At 38.1% G+C, this 25,117-nt stretch carries 23 protein-coding genes; 15 read left to right on the top strand and 8 right to left on the bottom strand.

All coding sequences use genetic code 11. The features are described 5' to 3' along the window. The first annotated feature begins 121 nt into the window (after positions 1 to 121). From M3Z76_RS13685 to M3Z76_RS13700, 4 genes are all read left to right on the top strand, one after another. Positions 122 to 763 carry a hypothetical protein gene (locus tag M3Z76_RS13685; protein WP_293927932.1) on the top strand — a complete coding sequence of 214 codons (642 nt, stop codon included), beginning with the start codon at positions 122 to 124 and terminating at the stop codon, positions 761 to 763. A 17-nt stretch (positions 764 to 780) separates the two neighbouring features. Then, positions 781 to 1,353, top strand: coding sequence for a hypothetical protein (locus M3Z76_RS13690; protein ID WP_293927929.1), 573 nt, complete (start codon positions 781 to 783; stop codon positions 1,351 to 1,353). Between the two features lie 313 nt (positions 1,354 to 1,666). Continuing rightward, positions 1,667 to 3,811 (top strand): beta-propeller domain-containing protein, encoded by a 2,145-nt coding sequence (locus M3Z76_RS13695; RefSeq protein WP_293927927.1) that lies wholly within the window; start codon positions 1,667 to 1,669, stop codon positions 3,809 to 3,811. A 73-nt stretch (positions 3,812 to 3,884) separates the two neighbouring features. Continuing rightward, positions 3,885 to 4,421 (top strand): N-acetyltransferase, encoded by a 537-nt coding sequence (locus M3Z76_RS13700; protein WP_293927926.1) that lies wholly within the window; start codon positions 3,885 to 3,887, stop codon positions 4,419 to 4,421. A 369-nt stretch (positions 4,422 to 4,790) separates the two neighbouring features. Here M3Z76_RS13700 and M3Z76_RS13705 read toward each other — a convergent pair whose 3' ends face one another. Beyond that, complete coding sequence (locus tag M3Z76_RS13705) at positions 4,791 to 6,215, bottom strand: polysaccharide deacetylase family protein (RefSeq protein ID WP_293927924.1); 1,425 nt, start codon at positions 6,213 to 6,215, stop codon at positions 4,791 to 4,793. A 180-nt stretch (positions 6,216 to 6,395) separates the two neighbouring features. Here M3Z76_RS13705 and M3Z76_RS13710 point away from each other — a divergent pair, with 180 nt between their 5' ends. Continuing rightward, positions 6,396 to 7,148 carry a threonine/serine exporter family protein gene (locus M3Z76_RS13710; protein WP_293927922.1) on the top strand — a complete coding sequence of 251 codons (753 nt, stop codon included), beginning with the start codon at positions 6,396 to 6,398 and terminating at the stop codon, positions 7,146 to 7,148. Positions 7,149 to 7,161: 13 nt separating this feature from the next. Next, the gene (locus M3Z76_RS13715) at positions 7,162 to 7,635 is read left to right on the top strand and encodes a threonine/serine exporter family protein (protein WP_293927921.1); all 474 of its coding nucleotides are present in this window, start codon (positions 7,162 to 7,164) and stop codon (positions 7,633 to 7,635) included. Between the two features lie 60 nt (positions 7,636 to 7,695). Here the strand turns inward: M3Z76_RS13715 and M3Z76_RS13720 are convergent, their stop codons facing one another. Next, the gene (locus M3Z76_RS13720; protein WP_293927919.1) at positions 7,696 to 9,705 is read right to left on the bottom strand and encodes a GGDEF domain-containing phosphodiesterase; all 2,010 of its coding nucleotides are present in this window, start codon (positions 9,703 to 9,705) and stop codon (positions 7,696 to 7,698) included. A gap of 324 nt (positions 9,706 to 10,029) precedes the next feature. Between M3Z76_RS13720 and M3Z76_RS13725 the strand changes: the two genes are divergently transcribed. From M3Z76_RS13725 to M3Z76_RS13740, 4 genes are all read left to right on the top strand, one after another. Beyond that, on the top strand, positions 10,030 to 11,754 hold the full coding sequence (locus M3Z76_RS13725; protein WP_293927917.1) for an ABC transporter ATP-binding protein: 1,725 nt from the start codon (positions 10,030 to 10,032) through the stop codon (positions 11,752 to 11,754). Next, positions 11,751 to 13,562 (top strand): ABC transporter ATP-binding protein, encoded by a 1,812-nt coding sequence (locus tag M3Z76_RS13730; RefSeq protein WP_293927914.1) that lies wholly within the window; start codon positions 11,751 to 11,753, stop codon positions 13,560 to 13,562. The genes M3Z76_RS13725 and M3Z76_RS13730 overlap by 4 nt, the downstream gene beginning before the upstream one ends. 18 nt (positions 13,563 to 13,580) lie before the next feature. Next, positions 13,581 to 14,453: a GNAT family N-acetyltransferase gene (locus M3Z76_RS13735; protein ID WP_293927912.1), complete on the top strand. Its 873-nt coding sequence runs from the start codon at positions 13,581 to 13,583 to the stop codon at positions 14,451 to 14,453. A gap of 97 nt (positions 14,454 to 14,550) precedes the next feature. Beyond that, complete coding sequence (locus M3Z76_RS13740; protein WP_293927910.1) at positions 14,551 to 14,688, top strand: hypothetical protein; 138 nt, start codon at positions 14,551 to 14,553, stop codon at positions 14,686 to 14,688. Here the strand turns inward: M3Z76_RS13740 and helD are convergent. Next, entirely contained in the window at positions 14,683 to 16,902 is a 2,220-nt protein-coding gene (gene helD, locus M3Z76_RS13745) for an RNA polymerase recycling motor HelD (protein WP_293927907.1), read from the bottom strand. The two genes, M3Z76_RS13740 and helD, sit on opposite strands and share 6 nt — an antisense overlap. Positions 16,903 to 17,173: 271 nt before the next feature. Between helD and M3Z76_RS13750 the strand changes: the two genes are divergently transcribed. Further along, positions 17,174 to 17,776: a 50S ribosomal protein L25/general stress protein Ctc gene (locus M3Z76_RS13750; protein WP_293927904.1), complete on the top strand. Its 603-nt coding sequence runs from the start codon at positions 17,174 to 17,176 to the stop codon at positions 17,774 to 17,776. Positions 17,777 to 17,846: 70 nt separating this feature from the next. Here M3Z76_RS13750 and M3Z76_RS13755 read toward each other — a convergent pair whose 3' ends face one another. Both M3Z76_RS13755 and M3Z76_RS13760 read right to left on the bottom strand, forming a co-directional pair. Further along, positions 17,847 to 18,554 (bottom strand): LytR/AlgR family response regulator transcription factor, encoded by a 708-nt coding sequence (locus M3Z76_RS13755; protein WP_293927902.1) that lies wholly within the window; start codon positions 18,552 to 18,554, stop codon positions 17,847 to 17,849. Next, positions 18,535 to 19,806: a sensor histidine kinase gene (locus M3Z76_RS13760; protein WP_293927899.1), complete on the bottom strand. Its 1,272-nt coding sequence runs from the start codon at positions 19,804 to 19,806 to the stop codon at positions 18,535 to 18,537. Before M3Z76_RS13760 ends, M3Z76_RS13755 begins: the two co-directional genes overlap by 20 nt. A gap of 128 nt (positions 19,807 to 19,934) precedes the next feature. On the opposite strand from M3Z76_RS13760, the gene ccsB reads away from it, so the two are divergent. Beyond that, positions 19,935 to 21,056: a c-type cytochrome biogenesis protein CcsB gene (gene ccsB / locus M3Z76_RS13765; protein WP_293927897.1), complete on the top strand. Its 1,122-nt coding sequence runs from the start codon at positions 19,935 to 19,937 to the stop codon at positions 21,054 to 21,056. 174 nt (positions 21,057 to 21,230) lie between these two features. Here the strand turns inward: ccsB and M3Z76_RS13770 are convergent, their stop codons facing one another. After that, positions 21,231 to 22,253, bottom strand: a complete 1,023-nt coding sequence (locus tag M3Z76_RS13770) for a DUF2804 domain-containing protein (RefSeq protein WP_293927894.1) — start codon at positions 22,251 to 22,253, stop codon at positions 21,231 to 21,233. A 120-nt stretch (positions 22,254 to 22,373) separates the two neighbouring features. Between M3Z76_RS13770 and M3Z76_RS13775 the strand changes: the two genes are divergently transcribed. The 3 genes from M3Z76_RS13775 (at position 22,374) to M3Z76_RS13785 (ending at position 23,935) form a co-directional block, all read left to right on the top strand. Beyond that, the gene (locus M3Z76_RS13775) at positions 22,374 to 22,871 is read left to right on the top strand and encodes an amidase domain-containing protein (RefSeq protein ID WP_293927892.1); all 498 of its coding nucleotides are present in this window, start codon (positions 22,374 to 22,376) and stop codon (positions 22,869 to 22,871) included. A gap of 50 nt (positions 22,872 to 22,921) precedes the next feature. Beyond that, positions 22,922 to 23,491, top strand: coding sequence for a nitroreductase family protein (locus tag M3Z76_RS13780; protein ID WP_483310170.1), 570 nt, complete (start codon positions 22,922 to 22,924; stop codon positions 23,489 to 23,491). A 240-nt stretch (positions 23,492 to 23,731) separates the two neighbouring features. Beyond that, the gene (locus tag M3Z76_RS13785) at positions 23,732 to 23,935 is read left to right on the top strand and encodes a hypothetical protein (RefSeq protein WP_293927889.1); all 204 of its coding nucleotides are present in this window, start codon (positions 23,732 to 23,734) and stop codon (positions 23,933 to 23,935) included. Between the two features lie 108 nt (positions 23,936 to 24,043). On the opposite strand, the gene M3Z76_RS13790 is transcribed toward M3Z76_RS13785, so the two are convergent. Both M3Z76_RS13790 and M3Z76_RS13795 read right to left on the bottom strand, forming a co-directional pair. Further along, positions 24,044 to 24,559: a DUF4279 domain-containing protein gene (locus tag M3Z76_RS13790; RefSeq protein WP_293927888.1), complete on the bottom strand. Its 516-nt coding sequence runs from the start codon at positions 24,557 to 24,559 to the stop codon at positions 24,044 to 24,046. Between the two features lie 15 nt (positions 24,560 to 24,574). Beyond that, complete coding sequence (locus M3Z76_RS13795; RefSeq protein ID WP_293927885.1) at positions 24,575 to 24,961, bottom strand: hypothetical protein; 387 nt, start codon at positions 24,959 to 24,961, stop codon at positions 24,575 to 24,577. Positions 24,962 to 25,117: the final 156 nt, after the last annotated feature.

Consider the following 25,117-nt stretch of genomic DNA (forward strand, 5'->3'; position numbering starts at 1 on the left):
TAATTTGGTAATTTAAGTATTTGTAAGGTGGTAAAGTAGGAGAAATGAAATTTTGAATATACTTCGTTATTGGTGAATTGCAGCATATTGATTAATTAATTTTGACTAAGGAGTGATTTATTTGAACAAACTAAAATTCCCAACAATCTTTACAACAGCAGCACTAAGTCTTTCAATTTGGGGTATTTCCTCAAATTTTGCACATGCAAATGAAGGTAATTCCATACCAAGGGTAACTCATGAAAAACAAGGTCATTTGGATATAACAACTTATTACTATGATGAGCCTGTGAATTATGATTTTCAAACCTATATGTTGCCTAACTACACTCCATACTATATACCAGACGACTTTAAAGAGTATGCACTAAGCACTCAAACACTCTACAAGCAAAAGGCATGGGGCTCAGAAATTAGAAATGATAGTCCATTAGCCGATTCTGTTACACGTTCTGTAGTACGTACTAAATTTGCTAATGGAAAAATAGGGGCTTCAGCAGAAACAGCAGTGAACTGGAAGTTAATACAAGGTAAAGTAGGGATAAATGGAGAAGCTGCATGGGGGAGTTCTACAACAATTACAGTTTCATACAATATTCAATTACCTGCAAAACATAAAACATATGTAGAAATTGGTACAAGGGCAGTGAAATCAACAGGTTCAATTGTTGAATATCGCTCAGGAGTAGAGGTTAAAAGGACGGCAGTAAATGTAGATTATTCATATGATGAGTATATGGATAAAAAATCAACACCACTTTAACAAGGGAATATTGAAGTATGAAAACATTACAATCATTCATAACCCTTGTTATCATTACATTATTGCTTCTTCTTGGGGGATGTGTGCAAGAATCGAATGAACCAGATAATCCACAAGACCAAATTACTGATAAAGTAACAATTCCGTTACAAAAGAGGTATTATTCAGTATTAGACTATAATAACTTTATTACTGGTGAACATTTAGTATGTGGAATACCTGATATTTCTTATGAGGGGAATTATTTAAATATTAAATTAAAGATTCGAATTTCATCATTATTACAAGAAAAAATGTTAAATACAGAATCGCCATTTTATTTCAATATAGCAGATATTCCTGGGCATAATACTCTATTAGATGTGACTGCGGAGCCACCTATATTTGTAGAGGGTGATTTAGATAAATTAAAAGATGGTAATTACTATATCATCACGCAATCTATAAAGCTTATTGAAGATGTGCCTGCTGAAATAATCGAAAAATTATTACTTCCCGATACTTATGTACTTGAAGTAGTAAACGAGGAAACATTAGTAGTAGCTATATTTGCTGGGCTAGAAGTAGATATGCTGGATAAACCTATGTAATAATTGACGTGTTGATTATAAAAAACATGCGCAATTTATCAATATAATTGTTAGCTTAATACTTTCGTAGGGAGATAAATCTCTTTGCGAAAGTATTTTTTGTTTTGTTCATAGGCACTAGGAATAAGATAATAGGTACAGAAATTTTACATGACTACTATTGTTAATTTTAATAATGAGAAAGAAATACAATAAGAGGAGAAAATGCACTTATTATTTTTCAGAGTTTTTAAAATTTGTGTAACGAATTTTATTATGTCTCGTCTTATTTAATGACATGGAAAGAAAACCATAAAAAGGAGTGGAGCACAACATGGTTAAAAAGCGAACAATGGTCACCATCTTTGTTGCGGCTATTATGTTTATCGCATCAACTGTTTTATTTGAAAATAAAACACTGGCAAATAGCGCTACAACAGTATTGGAAGGGCAGCCATTTTACGCCGAGCTTGCAAAGGGCATTGAAGCGGCAAGCTTAACAAATGGTAAAGTGTATGTGACAAATGCTGCTGGAAAAGAGGTTGAAGCAACTTTAACATTAAATGAAACAAGCGATGCGATTATCGTTTGGGGGCTAAATCAAGGAGAATACACGCTACATGTTGAAAAAGGAGCGTATAAAAAATTGTCATTAAACCATCAGAAAAAAACGATTAAGTTTAATGTTGTGAAGGCAGTCAAGCAAATAAAATCAACAAAGGATTTAGTTACTTATTTTGAGACGGTAATAAATAATCAAAGCTTTACACGCAATGGTGTAACTGAGGAAATGGAAATGTCTGATGCTGCTGTAGGAAATGAAGCATCGAGCAATAAATCCGCTGATCATTCTACGACGAACAACCAAGTAGAAGGTATTGAAGAAGGAGATATTGTTGTAACAGACGGGCGCTATATTTATGCAATCGTTGAAAATGAGCTTGTCATTACAGATGCAAAAAATCCTAAAAATATGAAAGTTGTCGCAAAAAAAGCATTTAAGGAAAATCAATATTTATCCACTTTAATACTGCATGATTCATTATTAATCGTTGCCTATAATAGCTATGAGGAACGCCCTCTACCAGGAAAAGATTACATGCAGACAGTTTCGCTATCAAAATTTGCATTCTTTGATGTGAAGGATGCTGCAAACCCGAAATTAATACGTGAAATTGGGCAAGAAGGTCACATGGCAGGCATTCGTAAGCAGGGTGATGTTCTATATATGGTAACAAACTCAACACCTGATTTTTGGCTGTTACGTGAAGGTGTAGATGTAGAATTGCGTCCATACACATATGATAGCAATGTACAAAACACATCACAGCCAATGCCGATTGAGAAAATCTCAATTTTCCCTGGCAATACAGAGCCGAATTACACAACATTATCAGCAATTGATTTGAAAAATCTAGCTAAGAATGAAGTGAAAACAGAAAGCTATTTAGGTAGTGGCTCTCAGTTATATATGTCACCAAAAGCAATTTATGTAACAGCACCTAAGTATGATTTTGTAAGCCCAGCAGCAACAGGGGCGAAGCGTATGGTGACGGATATGATGATTATGCCAGCTACATCAAATACACAAATCTATAAGTTTGATGTAAATGGAACAGCGATTAAGCTAGCGGCACAAGCAGAAGTAAAAGGAACACCATTAAACCAATTTTCGATGGATGAGTATGAGGGGCATTTCCGCATTGCTACAACAGAGGGCTTTGCATGGGGACGCAATGCTGATTCGAAAAACCATCTATTCATTTTAAATAGCGAGTTAAAGCAAGTTGGGGCATTAACAGATTTAGCGCGAGGTGAGCGCATCTTCTCAGCACGTTTTATGGGCGATAAAGCGTATCTCGTAACATTCAAGGAAGTAGATCCACTATTCGTTATTGATGTAGCAAATCCAGCCCAACCAAAAGTGCTAGGAGAGCTAAAAATTCCTGGCTTTAGTAACTACTTGCACCCGCTTGATGACAAGCATTTAATCGGTATTGGCTACGATACAGAGGTTCGCATAAACGAATATTCTAAAGAGCCATTTGTTGTAACGAAAGGTATGAAGCTAGCATTATTTGATGTGAGCGACTTAGCTAATCCAAAGGAAAAAGCAGCTGTTATTATCGGTGGGCGCGGCACATATTCCGATGTGCAATATGACCATAAAGCGTTGCTAAGACACATCGAAAAGGGCTACTATGGCTTCCCTGTAACATTGTATGAGGAAAAGAACGTTAATGAAATGCTTTATAAAGGTACAGGGTCACAAGTATATGAAGTGACGACAAACGGCATCAAGCTAAAAGCAGATTTAATTGAACCTGCTCAATCTAGTCAAATGTACGAGGAATGGGATAAGGCAGTACGTCGCCTGATTTATATTGATGACGCACTTTACACAATTTCTCAAAGCGGTATTGTCAGCTATGATTTAAATACATTTAAGAAATTAAATACCGTGAATTTTGCTAAGTAAAACAATTCTACTTGCTTTAAGGCTATTCTTGAAGCAAGTAGTTTTTCTATGTATAGAAGGTTAGGTGAATAAAATGGATGAATTACTTCAGCAGCTATTAAATATTGGCGTGAATTATATAAAGAGCGATAGTGGGATTAGTCTGGAGATTTTGGAGTACAAGCCTCATCAAGCAGCAGAAATCGATTTACTTATTAATAAGCTGTTAGATCAGCTACAGGCATATGATTTGAATACAGTGAGGCTAGAGTGTCCAGCAGCTTTTTTAAATCATCTAGCTTACACTAAAGGGAAAATGCAAATTGTTGGTGAAAGAGTACTGTATAAGAGTAGTTTTATAGCACCACTGGATGTTTCAGAGCAGGATAATGCACTGTGGTCGATTTTTGATAGTAGCTCTATTGCTTTTCTCGCTGCAGTGATGGGAAAAAGCTTTCAAGATGCAGAAAAATTTTTAATGGAAATGAATGCAGAGCTGCCATCACAGGCACAGAAAATGTACACCGTATATATAGTTAATCAGGAACCGATTGGTGTAGTTTTTCCGCATATAGAGCCGAATACAAAGCAAGAAGGTCGCCTCTTTTGGATAAGGGCACTGAAAAACTAGAAACAATCATTTTTTTACAATACAAATCTTGCTTCTTTATTCAATTTAACCATTAAAAAAGTCGATTTATATCACAAAACTTGTGACAAATCGACTTTTTCAGTGCCCTCCTTTTGGATAGGGGTGCATCCTAATTATTTAGGGCAAGGTTTAGGAAAGAAGCTGCATGCAATTGGGCTGTATCGATTAAAAAATGAATTGAAGGCGAACTCTTATATGGGAATTACTCAAATTGATAATCATCCAATGAGAAAGATTATGGTTGCAAATGGTTGTATACAGTATAAATATACATTAATGTCATTATGTTATTCTATAAAAAATCGCCGCTCTTGTAGGCAGTAAGCTTACAAGAGCGGCGTAATTGCTTTAATGATACTTCAAAACCTCACTAACGGTTACAAATGTATAACCTTCCTCAGTTAAATATTTCAATACATCCTCCAAGCCATCGGCAGTAGATGCATGGATGTCGTGCATTAAAATAATGGCGTTATTATGCATATGATTTTTAATAACAGGCAATAGCTGCTTAGCATCACGATGCTTCCAATCCAATGTATCAATCGTCCAATTGACTACAGGAATTGGAATTAATCCATTTACGCGTTGATTTGTCGCACCATATGGAGGACGGAATACAGTGGCAGATTGTCCAATAGCTTGTTGTAGTGCTTGGTCTGTTGAGTTGTATTCTGCTAAAACTTGCTTAGATGTTAACTTTGTCAGCACAGGATGGCTCCAAGAATGGTTGCCTACTTCATGTCCAGCATCGTATACTTCTTGCGCGATTTCTGGATAATACTGTACGCGGCTACCAAGCATAAAGAAGGTTGCTTTTGCATTATACTGCTCTAAAAGCTGTAGAACATGTCTTGTTACTTTTGGGTCAGGACCATCATCAAATGTAAGTGCAACACGTTTTATATTATCCTGCTCGACTGCATCGTCTGTTGTTTCCTGTCCAGAGATAATTGTTTCAGAGTTCACCATTTGCTCTTGGAATTGCTCGGCTAAAATCGGATTAATATATGAAAGTGAGGTTGTGACAGTTGATATACCCATTTCAGGGCTAGCAATCTCACCTGAATCGAAATACAGAACTAATGCGTCATTTTGAATGGCGAAGCGTTGGAATAATTTCCATTTAGGCTCTGTTTTCGCCAGCATCTCTTCTGCTAATAAATGCCCTTCGAATTCTACGCTATCCGTAATTTGTGAGCGAATATGTGTTGACAATACTTCTAAGTTTTTTAGATTCTCTCCTAAAATAGCACGAATATCTAGTAGCTCACCAGTTTCATAATTATAAAAATAAGTTGTGACTGTCATATCATCACTACTGTTTGTTCTTAATTTTTTCTTTAATACAAACGAGTAATAGTGCTCTTTGTATGGATATGTTTCAAAGATAATATTCAGTTCACCGGGCTCGATTTTATAATTATCGACATTTTTTTCTAAACGCATTTCCGCTATGTAATTTTCTTTTGAAGCTGTAATAAATTTTGTGACGGCTTCATTAAAGGAATCTGAATCTGATTGAGGATATTGAATTGCATATGGCATAGTTTTATCATTTGAAATATCTGTTACAATACGAATACCGGGGAAGCTAGACTGACTTTCTGTTACTTCTCCTTGTATTGTATCTTTCGGTTCATCTTCAGTGGCTTGTTGTTGATCTGGATTAATAACTGTAAAGAATACAACAGCAGCAGCTAAAACGATGATTGCCCCAATAAGAATAAGGTCAATCCATGGGCCGCGTCTTTTTCTACGTTCATTTTTCATGTTGCTTAAAGAGCTCCTTTCTGTTATAAAATATAGACGAATAAGCGCTGAAAAAAGACGACAAATTTTAGAAAAACATTGATAATGTCAATTTTGTATATAACTAACTATAGTAATATGGTTGTTTGAATAATAGACTTTGCGTTTAATCAAGTTAGAATACCAAGGGAGGTTTGAAAGATGATAGAGAAGCCCCAGCAAAACGAACTAGCTATTGATTGTTTTCTATTAGCTGGTCGCATTATGATGGAAAGTGGAGCAGAAACATATCGGGTGGAGGATACGATGCTTCGAATGGCTCGCTCACAAAATATGAACGATGCACAAAGCTATGTTACTCCAACGGGTATTATTTTTTCTCTTGGTAAAACACAGCCAACACGTATTTCAGCTATTTCGACAAGAGTTACCGATTTACATCGTATTGCACTTGTTAATAATGTATCGCGAAAGCTTACATCTCACATCATAACATTAGAGGAGGCATATGACGAGCTAAATACGATACAAAAGACAAATTATTTCCTGCCCGTCACTTTACAAGTATTAGCCGCATCATTTGCTAGTATTAGTTTTTTGATATTATTTGGCGGAATATGGGGAGATATGCCAGCCGCGTTTATCGCTGGAGGCATAGGGCAGTATGTTGTGATGGTCATGCAGAAGCTATCACGCGTTAAATTTTTCTCTGAGTTTGTAGCGACGCTCGGCGTAGGCATGGTTGCCTCCTTGGCGCTTTATTTTGGATATGGAACACAAATAGATAAAATTATTATCGGCTCTGTTATGCCACTTGTACCAGGGCTTCTTATCACGAATGCAGTACGCGATTTAATGGCAGGGCACTTTACAGCAGGCATGGCAAAGGGAGCAGAAGCTTTTTTAACAGCCTTCGCCATCGGAGCTGGTATTGCGCTTGTCATGGCATGGTAACGGAGGCGAACAGATGGAATATATCATTCAAATGATTTTTAGTTTTATTGCAACAGCTTGTTTTGGTGTTATTTTCAATGCGCCAGTTAAAGCCATTCCATATTGCGGTATTGTTGGCTCAATTGGCTGGATTATTTATTATCAGCTTGGCATAAATGGTGTAGATGAGGTCAAAGCTTCCTTTGCAGGAGCATTTGTTGTAGCGATTTTGGCAATGGCGCTAGCAAGGAAATTCCGCATGCCGATGATTATTTATAGCGTGTCAGGTATCATTCCTCTTGTACCTGGTGGAGTGGCATACAATACGATGCGCAATATTGTGGAGCTAGATTACGCACTAGGTATGCAAAATGGGATGCGTGTATTTATGATTTCAGGTGCCATTGCGATGGGTCTTGTCTTTGCTGAAGTCATTATGCAAATTTTATTCCGCATGCTGCGAAAAGGAAAAACATCTATTCAATCATTCATAAAGGTGAAAAGATAACAAATAGAGATTAATAATTAGAAGCGCATGAAATCAAGTTGGTTTCATGCGCTTTTATTTTTAAGCCTTTTGATAATAAAGATTTTTTACAGCATTTGCGGCTGTTGGCTTACATATATGATAGCCTTGTGCTAAATCGCAGCCGAAGCCTTTGAGCAAATCAAATTGCTCCGCAGTTTCAACTCCTTCTGCTAAAATAGTCAGCTGCATTGATTTAGCTAACTGAATCATGCCGCGTACAAGCTGCTCTGTTTTTTCAGACTGCATCATAGAGCGGATAAACGTTGCATCAATTTTGACTGTTTTTAAAGGCAATAGCTGCATGTAACGGAAAGAAGCATAGCCTGTACCAAAGTCATCAAGTACAAAAACGATTCCTTCCTGTTCTAGCTGGCGCATTTGCTTCATAATCGCCCCTTCGCTCTCTGCCTCTAAAGCAAACTTCTCTGTAATTTCGATTTGAATTAAATCAGCAGGGCATTTTGTACGCTCTAACGTTTCTAAAATAGAGCGTGCCATATTTTTATCACGGAATTCGCGAATCGACACGTTAATGCTTACCTTTAACGGAATCCCTTCTTTTTGCCATGCTAAAGCTTGCTGACATGCTTGCTCTAAAACGAATGACCCAATCGAGTGGATAAGTCCCGTTTCCTCAGCAATCGGTATTAACTCATCTGGTGAGACAACCCCGATATTTTCGTCCACCCAGCGAACTAATGCCTCTGCTGCTATAATTTTCCCTGTTTGTATATCAAGCTGTGGTTGATACAGCACATTTAAGTTTTTTTGATCAAGTGCAAGTAGAAGGTGTTTTTCAATCGTTGCCTGTCGACTTAAAGCTTTATGCCCCTCTTTTGAAAGTGACATAATGCTATTGCCACCTGCTTTTCTTACATTTGTAATTGTTAAAGTAGAGGCTTTCATCATTTGACCAAATGTTAGCTGATCCTCTGGGAAGCGCGTAATGCTACCACTAATAGAAAGAGGAACCGCGGTGTGCTCATTGTAAATAGGATTTTGCTGTAAATATGATAAAAATCCTTGAATAAACCATTCAGGCAATGGTGTAATAATAACAAAATCGCTCGCATCAATGCGGGCAACAGTACTATCCTGGAAGTAAATTTTAATTCGTTTAGCAAAATCTGCTGCTAAGTTTTTAGCTGCATTAAATTCCGTTAAGTCCTTCAGCGTGTAAAATTTATCAATGCTAATGTAAACAAATGAGAAGCGACGATCCTCTTGTATCATTTCATCAATTAAATGCTCCAAGCGATGAACATTCATAAAGCCTGTTTCTGTATCGATATAAGCAATTTTTTCAAGCTGCAACTGAATAGTTTTTTCATTTGTAATATCTTTTTCAATTAATAAAAAGGAACGGTTACCTGGCACTGGGATTGCCAGTAAATCAGTCCAATAAAGCATGCCATCTTTCGTTATTTTTTCTACTTCACCTTTCCATACTTCGCCTCTTTGTAGCGTTTCCCAAATTTCCTCCGAGGCTTGCACTCCTGTAGGTGATTTAGGGAACAGCTGCCAAAATGACTTCCCAATCACGCGCTTTGGTGTCCAATGACTTGTTTTTAAAAATAAATCATTACATTGTGTAATAAGTCCTTCATAGTCAAGTGTAACAACCATGAAATAAGACATAATACTGTTTTTTAAGTGGATAAGCGTATCGCCATCATCCTGGAATGTGCGAATGCTTTTCATAGGAATACAAGTAATTTGCATGCCTTGCTGTTCTCCAAATTGACAAGGTGTTGTCATTAGTGTCATTTCTAACAGTTGATCATGTTTAGTTAAAAGTTGTAATGAATCCAGCTTTAGTGCACCATTGCTATTTAAAATCGTTTCGTGTATATGTGATGGAGCAACCGAAAATAGCTGCTCGTTAAATATAGCTGAATGGGAAGAGAAATCCTTTGCTGTGTATCCAAATAAATCTTCACAAGCAGATGTCCAATGCAATAAGCATCCATATTGACTGATGATAAAGGAAGGGAACTGTGCTTGATTTAATAATTCTTTATCTACTTTATAGCGTTGCAAATCTTTCATACTGAGTAATCCTCCTTTATTTTATATTTCAAAGGGATAGTTATATATAGTTTTTGGGTATAAAGTACGAATATGAGTTTTTAATTGAGTATATTATATATCTTTTGAAACAGTATGTGTGTAAATTTTGAAAAAAATATTAAGAAAAGAGTTACCAATGTTTACTTATATGAAAAAAAGGGAGAATAATTTCTAAAAAAAATATAAGTCTATTTGCTTCATATTTACTATAGAGCATAGTGAAGTTTAATTTTTAAGAATATTGTGGCATAATTATATTTCGGGTTGCAAAATAAAGTAGGACTTGTTACAAGGGGTGTTGGAATGAAAACAGTGTTTGCTTATGTCAAGCCGTATAAATGGCCTGCCATCATTGCACTCATCTTAATGTTAATTGAATTATTCGTAGAGCTTGTGCAGCCATTAATTATGGCAAAGATTATAGATGATGGTATTTTAGTACAAGATGGGCAAGCTGTGTGGCATTGGGGTTTAGTCATGTTTGCACTATCAATGTTAGCACTAATTGTAGGGGTGACAAATTCCTATTTTGCTTCACATGCTGCGCAAAGCTTTAGCTATGATTTACGCAATGCGTTATTTAGTAGAATTCAGTCGTTTACAATGGCGACGTATTTAAAATTTCCAACGTCTAGCTTAATTACGCGTTTAACGAGCGATATTACTCAAGTGCAAAACGTTTTCTTTATGAGCTTGCGCATTATGCTACGCGCGCCATTGATGGTCGTTGGAAGCATGATCATGGCCTTTGTCGTCAATGCGAAAATTGCGCTATTTTTAATTATCGGTGCACCATTTTTAATATTTTTCCTTGTTATTATGGTAAAGCGAGGTGTAGCGTATTTTAGTGAGGTGCAAGGGCGTCTTGATCGTGTCAATCGTGTGCTACAAGAGAGCTTGCAGGCGATGCGCTTAGTAAAAGCATACATGCGAGGTCAGTATGAGGAGAGCCGCTTTAACCGCGTGGCAGAAGCCTTAAAAATTGATACGGTGAAAGCTCTGCGCACGATGGAGCTGATTATGCCGATTTTGCTTTTAGTGATGAATGTCAGCCTGCTTGCAGTGCTTTGGTTCGGAGCTGCAGAAGTAAGCAGTAGCAATGCACAGGTAGGGGATTTAGTCGCAATCGTCAACTATGCAATGCGCATGACAGGCTCATTTTCGATGTTTGCTTTTATCATCATTGCGCTTGCTCGTGCGAAGGCATCAGCAGAGCGTATGGAGGAAATTTTACTTGTTGAAGAGGGGCTTGAGGTGCGTACAGGACAAGCAATAGAGCTTGACGCAGCTGAATTAGGAACAGTGCGTTTTGATAATGTGTCATTTGCTTATAATGAAGAGCAAACTGTTATACATAATGTATCTTTTGATGTAAAGCAAGGCGAGAAGCTAGCGATTATGGGAGCAACAGGAGCAGGAAAGTCGACGCTACTCAATTTAATTCCACGCTTTTACGAAGCGACAGATGGTCACGTTTTAGTAAATGGTCGAGATGTGAAAGCATGGGATTTAGATGATTTACGGGCAATGATTGGCTTTGTACCACAGCAGTCATTACTTTTCACAGGCTCAATTTTGGAAAATGTGAGCTGGGGGAAAATCGAGGCAAGTTTAACAGAGGTCGAAATGGCAGCGGCACAGGCTCAAATACATGAGTCTGTTGAAAGCTTCCCAAATGCATATGAGACGCGTGTTGGACAAAAGGGCGTAAATTTATCTGGTGGGCAGAAGCAACGTTTATCGATTGCACGTGCTTTGATTCGCAAATCGCAAATACTGCTATTAGATGATAGTACATCTGCGCTTGATGTAAAAACGGAGGCAGCGTTATGGGATGCTCTAGAGGAAGAGCATGCAACGATGCTTGTTGTAACGCAGAAAATCCGTACAGCACAAGGAGCGGACCGTATTTTACTTTTAGATGCAGGGCGAGTTGTAGGCTTTGGTAGCCATGATGAACTATTACAAACAAGTGAGCTATATAGAAAGATTGCACAATCACAGCAGGAACAGGGGGATGCACAATGAAATTCCTTGAAAAACCTTTTGGCTACGAGCGTGTACTGACAAAGGAAGATTTGCAGCAAGTAACGAAAAAGAAAAAAGGGCCACGTGCAAATGATTGGAAGTCAGTGCTAGCCCGTATTTGGAAAATCGTTGATGAGCAACGTTTCTTATTAGTGATGGTCTTAGTGATGGTTGTAATGAGCTCAGCTTTAGCTTTAATTGGTCCATTTTTAATTGGGAAAATTATTGATGAATATATTGTGCCAGGTCAATTTGAAGGCATGCTATGGATGGTTGGCATTTTAATTATCATTTACATTGTCTTGTCGATATCGCTCTATTTACAAAACTATTGGATGATTGGTATTGCACAGCAAACGATTTATCGTATGCGTGTAGGTGTTTTTAATAAATTACTGCGCCTGCCGATTAGCTTTTTTGATAAAAGGCAGCATGGGGAGCTAATGAGCCGTGCAACGAACGATATTGAGACGGTCAGCTCAACATTAAATAGCGCATTTATTCAAGTGTTTTCAAGCGTGCTCACTTTAACAGGGACGCTGCTAGTGATGCTCTATTTAAGCCCGTTGCTAACTTTGCTAACGATGAGTATTATACCTGCTATGTTTATTGCGATGCGTTGGATTACGCGCAGAACAGGTAAGCTTTTTAAAGAGCAGCAGGCAGCGGTCGGTGCGTTAAATGGTATGATTGAGGAAACGATATCAGGACAGCGTATCGTCAAAGCATTTTCACAGGAAGAGCGTGTGAAGGCGGAGTTTCAGGAAAAAAGCGCGCGCCTTCGTTTAGTCGGCTTTTGGGCTCTAGCTTATTCAGGCTACATTCCAAAGGTAATGAATACACTGAACAATGCGAGCTTTGCAATTGTTGCAGGGGTTGGAGGCTTGCTTGCAATCAATAACCATGTTTCAATTGGTGTTATCGTTATTTTTACGGAGTATGCAAGGCAGTTTACACGCCCGCTAAATGATTTAGCGAACCAGTTCAATACAGTGCTATCGGCTATTGCTGGGGCGGAGCGTGTATTTGCTATTATGGACGAAGCGGATGAAGTGGAGACGGGGCATATTGGTAAGGAGCAGCAACTAAAGGGAGCAGTTGCCTTTCAGCATGTTTCGTTTAAATATGAACAGGCAGAGGAGGCACACACACTACGTGATGTCAGCTTTGTTGTTAAGCCAGGACAGACAGCTGCTTTAGTTGGGGCAACAGGTGCTGGCAAAACGACAATTATGCAGCTAATTTCTCGCTTTTATGATACAAATGAGGGGGCAGTATTGTTTGATGGGGTAGATGTGCGTGATTTTACACGTGAGGCATTACGCAGTCAAATGGCATTTGTTTTACAGGAACCGTTTTTATTTGAAGCGACGGTTTATGAAAACATTCGCTATGGTCGTTTAGATGCGACAAATGAAGAAATCGAAGAGGCTGCTAAAAAGGCCAATGCACATGATTTTATTATGAAATTACCACAAGGCTATAATACATTGTTAACTGCTGATGGAAGTGAAATATCACAAGGACAAAAGCAATTATTATCAATTGCACGTGCCTTTGTAGCAGACCCTGTCATTTTATTGTTAGATGAGGCGACGAGCAGCATTGATACAGTGACAGAAATGAAAATTCAAGAGGCGCTTGAAGTGCTAATGGAGGGACGTACAAGCTTTGTTATTGCGCATCGCTTGAATACGATTCGCAATGCGGATGTCGTCTTTGTTATGCAAAAAGGAGAGCTTGTTGAGGCGGGCTCACAGCAGGAACTTATTGCGAAAAACGGTATTTATGCTTCGATGGTTAATTAGATGAAAGAAGGGAAAGAAATGAGCTTTTCAACGGTGACAGTATCATTTCCTGTTGATATGGAAACATTTGAAGAAATGCGTGCTCTATGTTCAGAAGCAGGGCAGGCGGATAATGTACGCTATGAGCTGATTATGAATTTACAGGCTGCTAAAAATTATGAAATGTCTGGCTTTTGTGTGCTTGCCTATGACGATGAGCAAAATCAGCTGATTGGCTTAGCAAGTGCGATTGATATGATGGGCTTACATACTTATGAATGGTCAATTGTTGTAGCACCAGCATATCGCCAAAAGGGGATTGGTCAATCTTTATTGCAGGAAGTGTATAACGGGCTAGCTGTGCGTGGAGCGGATGGCACACTTGCCTTAACATTTGAAGAAGGACCGTATGGCGCACAATTTTTAAAGAACAATGGCTATAGTTATAGCTTTTCTGAGGCGACATTGCAAGGGGCAGCGCAATCTGCTGAGCGACCTGACAATATAGAAATTCGTCGCTATGAAGAGGCAGATCGAGAAATGCTCGTAGCAATCTTTACTGCAGCATTTGGTGACACAATGGAAGAAGCACACGATTTAATCGATTACAATTCAATCTCTGAACAGCTCACTTTGTGGGTAGCAGTGCTGGAAAATCAAGTTGTTGGTACTGTGACGACACGTCAAGAGGAGTCTGTTCAATGGCTAACAGCATTAGCAGTACATCCACAGCATACAGGGCTTGGCATCGGCTCTACATTACTGAAATGGGTGCAGCAGCTTGCGTTTGATGGGGGGCAGCAGCATGTGTTGTTAGATGTGGAAATAGATAATGCACGTGCGCTGTCTATTTATGAAAAGGCAGGCTTTGTTAAGGCTTTGCAAATAGATTATTATGTCTATGTAAAATAAGCATAATAACGCTTTTTCTATCATATAAATATAGTAAACTAAGGCTGTTGGGAAAGGTATCCAACAGCCTTATCATGATTGAAAAGGAGATTTTATAATGCGTATGCCTGCACTGCCTAGAAGCCGAAATGAAGCAGAAAAAAAGACCATTTTTCAAAAATTGCGTAGCAAGCTGCCTCAGAAATGGTTTGCCAAAAAGCCATTTTTTAAAGTGCCGCCACGCCAAAAGTTATAATAAGAACGTTTCCTTTGATGGACCAACTAAATATAGCTCATGCATCGCACGCGTTAAAGCAACGTATAGTAGCTTACGGTCGATGGCATGGTCGTAAAAGGCGATATCAAAAGCGGCGATAATGACTGCATCGAATTCAAGTCCTTTTGCTAAATGACAAGGGACGACAAGCAGTGTCGTTTGATCAATACTAGAATGTTCATTGAGCTCTGCCGCATTTACAGCATGGGCTTGTAGCAATGTGACGAATTCCTTCGCCTCCTTTGTCGTTTTACAAATAAGTGCGATAGAGCGATGTCCTGCTGCTTGAATTGATGCATAGAGGTCTGCAATAGTTGCTGCATCGAAAGCCTGCGCCTGTATAAAGGCTGGCTCTTTTCCATGACGAACAACGGGCTCAACTAATGGCAAATCCTCATCCATTTGTGCTAATACTTTATTGGCTACTTCCATAATTTCAATTGTCGTTCTATAGCTTTTTTGTAGAGTAGCATATGTTGCTCTTGGGAATAGCTCAAGCACAGGATTCCATTCCGTCACAGAACGGTAGCTATGAATACCTTGTGCTAAATCACCAACCATTGTAAACATATCCGTTTCAAGCCCTACCTTTAAAGCAGTGAGCTGGAATATGCTGTAGTCCTGCACCTCATCAATAAAGACAACGCGCATTTTCCACTTATCATCAATTCCTTTAATACGTGCATGTAAATAGTAGAGAGCTGCTAAATCTTCAAATGCCCAGCGCTCTTTTTGATGTGCCTGTAAAAACAGCTCCTGTTCATCTAGCGTCCATTCAAGAGCAAGCTCCTGCAACAATGGACGATTGGTCACAATATCACGGTAAGCAGCTTTTATTTTTAATTTGCTAAAACGTTTCATATAGGCAGATGTTGTTGTTTTAGCTTCTGCTTTTACTCTTGGTATGCGTGCATCGCGTTCGTCAATGTATTTTGTCACAATACGTCGGCGATTTTCGGCATTGCGTATCCCGTTTAAAGCACGTCCGATGGCTTCCTCATAGCGTGCATTTAATGAATTTAAAATGGCAGTCGTTTTGCGTTTGACCTCTGTTTGAATAACTAATTTAATACGCTCCAACCTTTTTTCAATCGGCATATAAGCAAATTCCTGTAAAAAGAGCTTTTGTAAATGAGCGCCCCGTATAATGCGGTATTTTTCGATAGATACATCTTCAAACATAGAGGCGAGCTGCTCCTCATAGCGCCGCACATAGCGCTCCATTATAGCGCGATAGCCAAGTGAGCCCTTTGCCTGTGGAATAGAAAAGGCAGGAAGTGTGGCGCTACTGTTTTCGATAATATGCTCTAATTGCTCATTCGGATTTTGTAGCTTTAGCTTGATACCAATTGCATTTTGCACATAATCAGCATAGGTCGTTTGACAAATTTTATCGACGCCTAGCTCTGGCAGAACGTCACCAATGTATTCGATAAACAATTGGCTTGGTGCTAAAATCATGAGCTGCTCAGGCTTGAAGTGCTCGCCCATTGTATAAAGGAAATAGGAGATGCGGTGTAGCGCAATAGTCGTTTTTCCACTACCTGCAGCGCCCTGCACTAAAATCGGCTGACGCAAATGCGCACGAATAATTTCATTTTGCTCCTTTTGAATAGTAGAAACAATTTCCGTTAAGCGTACATCTGCTTTTCCAGCTAATGCCTCCTGCAACAGCTCATCATTTGTCGTTAAATCGACATCGCGAAAATCGAGCAGCTCTCCTTGCTCAATTTTATATTGCCGCTTGGCAAATAAATGTCCCTCATGCTCCTCATCGCGTACTTGATATGTAACATCGCCTAACCGTCCATCATAATAAACATTGGCAATAGGTGAGCGCCAATCGATGATAATAGGCTCATTCGTATCCTTGTCAAATAATGAGGTTTTGCCAATATATAAAAATTCCTCTTGCTCATCAGTACGCTGGAAATGGATGCGTGCAAAATAAGGCTTTTGCATAACAGCCTCTAATCCTTCTTTTTGTGTACGAGCCATTTCGAAAAAACGCGCATTCGTTAAAATATTCAAAAAGCTATCACTAGAATCAAGGTATTCAAGGTTTGCCATAGCAGAGCGAATATTTTGCTGTGCTGCCTGTAAATCATGTTCAGATGTCGATAAAATATCATACATATAGGCTTTTGTTCGTTCTAACCGTTGTACTTCGTCTTGGTAATCAGGATGTTGCATGTAGTCCATTCCTCCAATCGTCTTTTAAGTCAGAAATTTATCATGATTCAGCAGAAAACGCCCACTTCTATAGGTGGTACGATGAATACTTAGATTACCTTTCATTCAGTGCTGTTCACAAACTTACTGAATCATAATAAAGCCTCCGATGCAATTACGCCAAGGCGTAATTGATCGTACCAAATTATAGAAGTAATAAGCAAGTAGGAGCTTGATGTTTAAAAGCAATTCATGCTGGGTATACATAATAACATAGAAAGGGGAAGATACAATGAGTACAGCTTTAACTACAAATAAACGCACAAAGGGGCAGCATTCTGCGTTAACGAAGCTACGTCAGCAAGGTGCGATTCCAGGAGTAGTGTACGGCTATCAAGTTGAGTCTACACCAATTTCAATTGATGCAAAGAAATTTGCGAAAGCTTTATCTGACAACGGAAGCAATGGTGTTTTTCAGCTGGAGCTAGATGGTAAAAAGGTTAATGCCGTTTTATCAGAAGTACAGCGCGATGCTTTAAAAGGCTTTGTGAAGCATATTGATTTCCAAGTAATTAATATGTCAGAGGATTTAGAAGTAAATGTCCCAGTTATAACAACAGGTGATTCAGTCGGTGTAGCAGAAGGCGGATTGTTGTTACAACCGGCTCGTGAGATAACGATTAAAGTAAAGCCGAATGCGATTCCAGAGGCCGTTGAAGTCGATGTAACAAATTTAGCAATCGGCTCCTCATTAACAGTTGGCGATATTCGCTCACAGCAAACGTACGATATTTTAAACGCTGATGAGGAAGTGTTGGTTACAGTAGCAGCACCAGCTGTTGAGGAAGAAGAACCAGCGGAAGTAGAAGAAACAACGGAAGAAGCAGAAGAATAAATTGAAAAACTGTCGGGAAATTAGGCGAGGTTAGCCACTATATTTCTCGGCAGTTTTTTGTTTATAAGAATTATCTATGTAATGCTTTTTGCAATGCAGCCAATGAACGAAAGGCGATGGGGCAGTGACTACCATTTGCCATTATGATTTGGCGCTTTTTAAAATCCACTTCCTTGATATTGTTCAGATGCACTAAAAAGCTTTTATGACAGCGGAAAAAGTCATCACCTAAATTGATCTCTTTTAAAGAGCCGTAAAAGGAGTGACAGCCATTACGTTCATATAGTTGGATTTTATGTGGCTGTGTAGCCGTTTCGAAAAAGTAAATATCCTCTATTTCTATATTTTTGATCTTTTCCCCAATTTTTATTTGAAACCATTTTGTTTGGTCAATTGTACCGAGCTGCTGATATTTCATAAAGGCAGCTTGTAATGCCTCGGTTAGGTCAGCCTGTATTTGTGCTGGTGAGTCCTTCACGATGAAGTCGAGTGCTGCTAATTTGTATTTAAAAGTTAAGGTTAAATACTGCGCATATGTTGTAATGAAAATAATATGTGCAAGCGGGTCTCGCTGACGTATTGCTTGTGCAATCTCTAAACCATTCACACTACTATTCAGCTCAATATCAAGTATGTAACAATCGGCCGTCTCAGTTGAAGGCTGTGCTGTACATGATACAATTTGAATGCTAGGTGCTTGGAATAAGGCGTAATTTTTGACTGTTTCTACAATAAGCTGCTGATAGAAGGTATCATCCTCACATATCGCGACGCGCATTTTCTTCCTCCCTTTCAATCATCATTTCTTGAACAAACCATCCATCCTCGACATATGTATTCAATGTTATGTTTGGGTAGTGCCTTAATAATTGCTGTACATTATATAAACCTAATCCTTGATTATTTGATTTGGTAGAATAATTTTCTTTAAATATTTCTGTTATATCACTATAACTTCTATTTGTTGTGTTACGAATAATAAGTAGCTGCTCATTTTCGCTTATCGTTAAAATTGCCAGCTCAATTTTCGGTGTAGCGTGCTGTATAGTCGCCTCCATTGCATTATCGAAGAAAATACCTATAAGGCGAACTAAATCAATTGATTCAATAAATAAATGTTCAATAGTATTAGGTATTTCGATATTTACGGCGATGGAGAAATGGTGGGCTTTAACAATTTTCGCGCTTAGTAGTCCTTTTAGCTCTAGCAACTGAATATTTTCAAGCTGCTGCAAGCTATGAATAGCAGGTGACTGTGTAGTTGTAGTCACTTTTTTGAAATAATTTCTAAGCCCTTCCACATCTTCTTTTTCTATGTAGCCCCTGATTGCTAATAATATATTAGAATAATCATGCTGTACTTGCCGAATTTCTCGATTCATTTGCTCCAGCTGTAATGTATATTCATAAAAGGATTGCTGGGCTAACTCCTTTTGTGTAAGTGCCATCTCTTTGACAACAACTTTTAGCACGATATTGATTGTCATAAAAAGAAAAATTGAATAGCAAAGTAGCAGGCTAAATTGAAAAAGAGAAAGTGTGATATTGCCGACAAAGACTGTTACATAAAAAATAATAAATGTAATGATTGCCATCGTAATAAGTAATAATTGAATTTTTAATGGGACAACTGCTATTTTATTTATTAATTTTTTATACATATAAAGCGCAATGACAAAGAATATGAGTATCAACAAAGCGTGTGCAATCGTTGAAAGCTGGAATGCGTCAACGAGCAATAAGCTCGCATATTCCACTGGAATTACTAGTAAAACTATGATGAGGCTATGAAAAAAGGCGATGCCTTGCTTTGTGAGACAGTAAAAGAAGCCGCCACTAAAAAGAGTGCTTAGCACGAGTGCAATCCATTGGGCAGGTGTGAAATAAAAAACACTCATCGCAAGCATTGTATTGACTAATAAAGTGATGGCAAGCATTTTGAAGGTAGGGCGAACATGTAATAAATAAAAGAGTGAGCCAAAGACAATCAAATAATTTAATAAGCTAAAAGCCCAAAAGAATAAACTCATTTCAAGCCTCCTTCGACATCAGACGTTTAAGAAGAAATTTCTAACGCTTAAGATAAAGTTCAGCTTTTTCTACTATAACTTTCTACAATGAACAGTATAACATTTACACTGTAGAAAGAGGGAAATGGATGAATTACTTTTCATTAAGCAGCAATGCTCTATTGCTTGCATTTATTTTATTGTTAATTGCCATCATTCCGTTTGGCTATGCAACGAAAATGAGACATGCGGCAAGCTGGAAAATAGCATTGGTGTTAACATGGACTGCTTTTATATTGCAAATCATATATTTCGTATGTAGATGGATTGCGGTGGGGCATGCTCCTATTAGCAATATGTATGAATTTATGACGTTTTTTGGCATCATGTTAATTGGTTCTATATTGCTGATAAGCTCGCTTTATAAGCAATGGTCAATTGGTTTTTTTGCTATTCCAATTACATTGATTATTTTAGGCTATGGTAGCGTATTTTCCAATGAAGCATCGCCACTAATACCGAGTTTACAAAGTCATTGGTTAGCGATTCATGTGATTACAGTCGCCGCGTCAAGCGCAATTTTATCGGTTGCCTTTATTACAAGCTTAATATATTTGCTGAAAACAGCGAAAGCATCGAAATGGCTGGAGTTTGTATTGTTTCAGCTTGTGGCCGTTATAGGGTTTATTTTAATTTCAACGTTCTGTCACTTGTTCTTTAGTCCTCGAGCTGTAGAGTTTACGAATAAAGTAGGGGGAACTGAAATTGCTACATATATGCTACCAATTATTACTTCAAATCATGCAGATGTAGGCTTACTAGCATTATCTAATAGTATTGATGCAAAAAAATTTAATACGATACTTTGGGCTTTTCTTGTAGGTGGGATACTTTATTTTCTCATTCGTGTTGTAGCACGTAAAACGCTTTGTGAGATATTGCGGCCATTTACGTTAAAGATGGATTTGAAGCTGCTTGATGAAATTTCACATCGGGCAATTTTAATTGGATTTCCTCTATTTTCACTCGGCGGTTTGTTTTTCGCGATGATTTGGGCACAAATGGCGTGGGGCAGGTATTGGGGCTGGGATCCAAAGGAAGTATGGGCCTTGATTACATGGCTATTTTATGCGGCATTACTCCATCTGCGCTTAACAAAGGAATGGGAGGGGAAGTGCATAGCATGGCTCGCAATTATTGGCTTTGGGTTGATTGTTTTTAATCAAGTGTTTGTCAATTTGGTGATTGCAGGGTTGCATTCATATGCGTAAGTTGAGACAAACGCAGATAATCTAGTAAAATTCGCAGATAAGTTAGGAGAAAGCGCAGATATCTCAAAGGAATTCGCAGATAAGTCCAGAAGAAGCGCAGATATCTCAACAGCTACCTTGCAAAATGAAGAAAAAATTAGCACATTCTATAGAGAAATGTGCTAATTTTTGCTTTTACCATTTCGCAACATGTTCCTCAATACAGCCGAGCATTTGTTGAATCATTAATGTTTCGCCAGTAGGTAATGTAATTGTTCCATGGTAATAGCCTACGAGTTGATGTACCTCAGATGTCACTAATTTTGCATCTGTTTTTGCTACACGTTCAAAAAATGGTGTGAAGGTCAATTCTACTTGATTGCTTGATTTAGAGCGAATTGCCCATGGTTGCATAAAATTCGCTCGGTTATATGTAAATGCTACATCTTCGCTAATTTTAATCATTTTACCATCGATAAAAATAGCATTTTCAGTCATGCCAGTACCATCTGTCCATTGTCCCCCGAAATTGAGCCCGATGCGTTTTCCACGAATACGCTGTGAAGCCATCCCCCAGTTCCATACCGCTTTGCGCGGCCAAACACCACGCCCATAATCAAGCACAGCAAAGCATTCCTCTGGATTGAATGTGTAGCTTCGTTGCCCGATATGAACACTACCAGAGGCTGGCAATGTATGATGCTTCGCAGTAAATTGGAACATTTGTCTGCTCCAAGGGATGACCACATTTAATGACTCATCATGTGGAGGGTGCTGAATTGTTAAATCTGCCTGTAAATACTCGTTATCAAAATCAGGTATGGATACTGAAAGCTGTGTCGTCTCATTGCTATAAGTAAAGCGAATATCGAGCTCATTATTTGAAAATTTTACTGTTTCAAGTACTTGTGTTGGCATTTTCACACCTGTGCCAAGTGGGATTGTGACAGTTTTTTCGAAATAGCGCTGTGTTTCATATTCTAAGAAATAGACGAAGCAAACAGCTGCATAATCTAAATGGCTAATTGTGGCTGAAAATAATATATCCTCACCGTATACACACCAATAATTCCACTTTTTCTTGCGTAAATAGTGGCCTTTTACATTGCAATCAATTAGCGGTTTTCGTGCAAAACCAATTGCAGCAGGATTTAAATTGCCTTTTTTATCACACAAAGGTGTGGGAATTGTCACTTCACGTTCTGCAACTAGCCTCATAAAAATCATCCCCCTTGCATATTGCTATTACTGAATAGTGTAACAAATCATAAAGGAATATGGGAGCTTTTGACACGATAAATGAAAATATATGTAAATAGGAGAAAAGGAGGATGGTAAATGCGTTATAATCGTGAGGCAGCTGTTGCCTATGCAAGGATGTGGTGGAATGGACGCAATCCCGCTTTTCCTGCCTTTCAAGATGATTGTACAAATTTTGTATCACAATGTTTATATGCAGGAGGGGCGCCAATGAGGGGGGCACCGAATCAATCTGAAGGCTGGTGGATGCGATCGGAGCAAGGTATTTGGAGCTTTAGTTGGACGGTTGCACATTCATTGCGCTGGTATTTAGAAACATCTAAAAAAGGACTTACAGCAACACGAGTTTACTCGCCGACAGAGTTAGAAATTGGCGATGTCATTGCCTATGATTTTTCAGGAGACAATCGCATTGATCACACGACAATTGTGACAAGTATTCAAGGGGGCATTCCATATATACATGCCCATACGTCCAATAGTGCTGATCGAGCGTATCATTATCGTGATTCAACAGCAGCTACACCAAATATGCGCTACTATTACTTTCACATAGCAGATGTATTTTCGTGGTGAAAGCTTTATAATTGAGAAGGAGCATCAATTGCAGAAGGGGAGATTCCATAATGACAAAAGCATTAACAGTGCGAGAAGCGATTACAACACGCCGCTCAATTAAAAAATTTAACGGACAGCTTGTAAAGCGAGAAGATTTACTAAATATTATTGAGGATGCAGCATGGGCACCTAACCATGGTACACGTGAGCCTTGGCGTTTAGTAGTTGCATGTGATGAGCAATTACCAAAATTGCTTGAGCTATTGCGTGACTTAGCTGTACCGAAGTGGCAGGAACTATCAGATGAGGCTCTAGCTACACAAATGCAAAAATTTACTTTAGCAGGTGGCTATGCATTTATGGTTGTACCTGAAGATGTACGTCAAAAGGAGCGCTTAGAGGACTATGCAGCTGCATCAAGCTTTTTACAAAATATGCAGCTGCTTGCATGGGAGAAAGGCATTGGCTCATGCTGGAAAACACCAGGCTTTTTAGATGTACCAAAATTCCGCGAAGCACTTGGTGTAAAAACTGGTGAGCGAGTGATTGCCATGCTACAGCTTGGCTATTTTGACGAGCTACCAAAAGGAAAAGAACGCAAAACAGCAGCTGAAATTGTTACGTTTTTCGGAGAATAAGCAGAAAATCCATTGCTATGAGCAGTGGATTTTTTATGTGTAAAACCGCATGGAATAAGGATTCAACCATTTATTTTTCATGATTACTGAGTCATTTAAAAATATGGAATAAGTGTAAAAAAGTACTCTAATGGAAGTATTAGAAAAACTATTGAGCTTATCACGAAGAATCAAAGGGTAAATAAAATCTATTATACGGATATTTCTTCTGCGGAAATTATTTATCAATATATACAAAAGATGTCACCATATGATTTTAGTCCAGATGCTGTGTATTTGAAGGTAACGATGCATAATGGTGTAGAAATGGAGCTCAATTTAAATAATACATCAATGACATTTCTTCCACAGTTCATTGCATTTTTGCAAAGACAGCATGTACATGTGACTGATAATCATGCAATTGTACAGGAATTGATTGCAAAAGATTATTTAGTAGGATAAGGATATCGTGTAAGAGACTATACCTCTGATTGAGCGTATTATTTTATCATGAGAAAAGGGAAACTGCACCTCCAATGATTTTAATCATTAGAGATGCAGTGAAAGCTCTTATTTAAATTTATACATGTCCTTTTGTTCATAGCGAGGATAGTGCTCTATAGATTGGCTATGCGTATATATGTCTATTGAACAGTTAATCGTTAATAAAGATTTCATAATGTTAGAAGGGATAGAAACATGCGTAAGGGAATCTTGAGCAGAAAACAAATATATTTCTAAATAACAAATAGCATTATATCGATTTTGTATGTCAATAATAAGGCTTTGTTTAACTGTTAAAAACTGTTCGTTAAACTGCTCTAATAAGTGCTGTATATAGCCATCTGGATGAGTGTATTGCTCCTCATCATAATATCCGCCTAATCTGTAAATCCATGAAGAACACCAAGGGTTTCCAGGACGCCTTGATCTAGGGGGCTCTTTACGTTCTAAATCATAGGCCTGTGTTTGAATTGGTTGAACTTGTAAAGCTTTAGTTATCTCACTTGGGTCAAAATGTTCAAACTTATTGTCTGGGTCCATATTTGTTTCAAGAGAAAATGTAATAAATATTTTTGGCTGCATTAAGAACATCTCCCTTTACGGTGTAGTTATTACATAACCAGTTTCAATAACGATTTTTCCTGATTTATCTATTAAGTATACTTTTTTAGTGTCTTTAATATAAGCAATATCAAATTTCGAAACATTTGATTTGCCAACAAAATCCTCTTTAAAGCTGTGTTCATTAGTATTTTTAGATTTTACAAATTGAGCGGCTTGAGAGCGACTCATTCTGACAAGACTTCCAACATCTACTTTTTGTTTTTCAGGAAGCCTTTGTTGGATAGAAAAATCTTCATCTACAAGAGTTAGAGTTTGTTCAAAACTTAAATCAGTCGTTGCTAAGGTAGGTTGTAAATTTACCCCACTAAAAATTAATGTTAATAAAATAGTAAAAAAGCAATTTTTCTTAACATATTCCATTTACCTCCAATAATCATAATTTTACATAATAATAACAAACTTAAATGAATTTAAGCAATTAATTTTATATAAAATATTTCACTAGCGTCGCATAAATTTTAACTGAATTTTCTGTTTTCTTGTTTTTACTCATGAGAAGAAAAACAAAGACATTTG

This window comes from Metasolibacillus sp. (genome assembly GCF_025291715.1).
In the GTDB taxonomy this organism is placed as follows: domain Bacteria; phylum Bacillota; class Bacilli; order Bacillales_A; family Planococcaceae; genus Metasolibacillus; species Metasolibacillus louembei.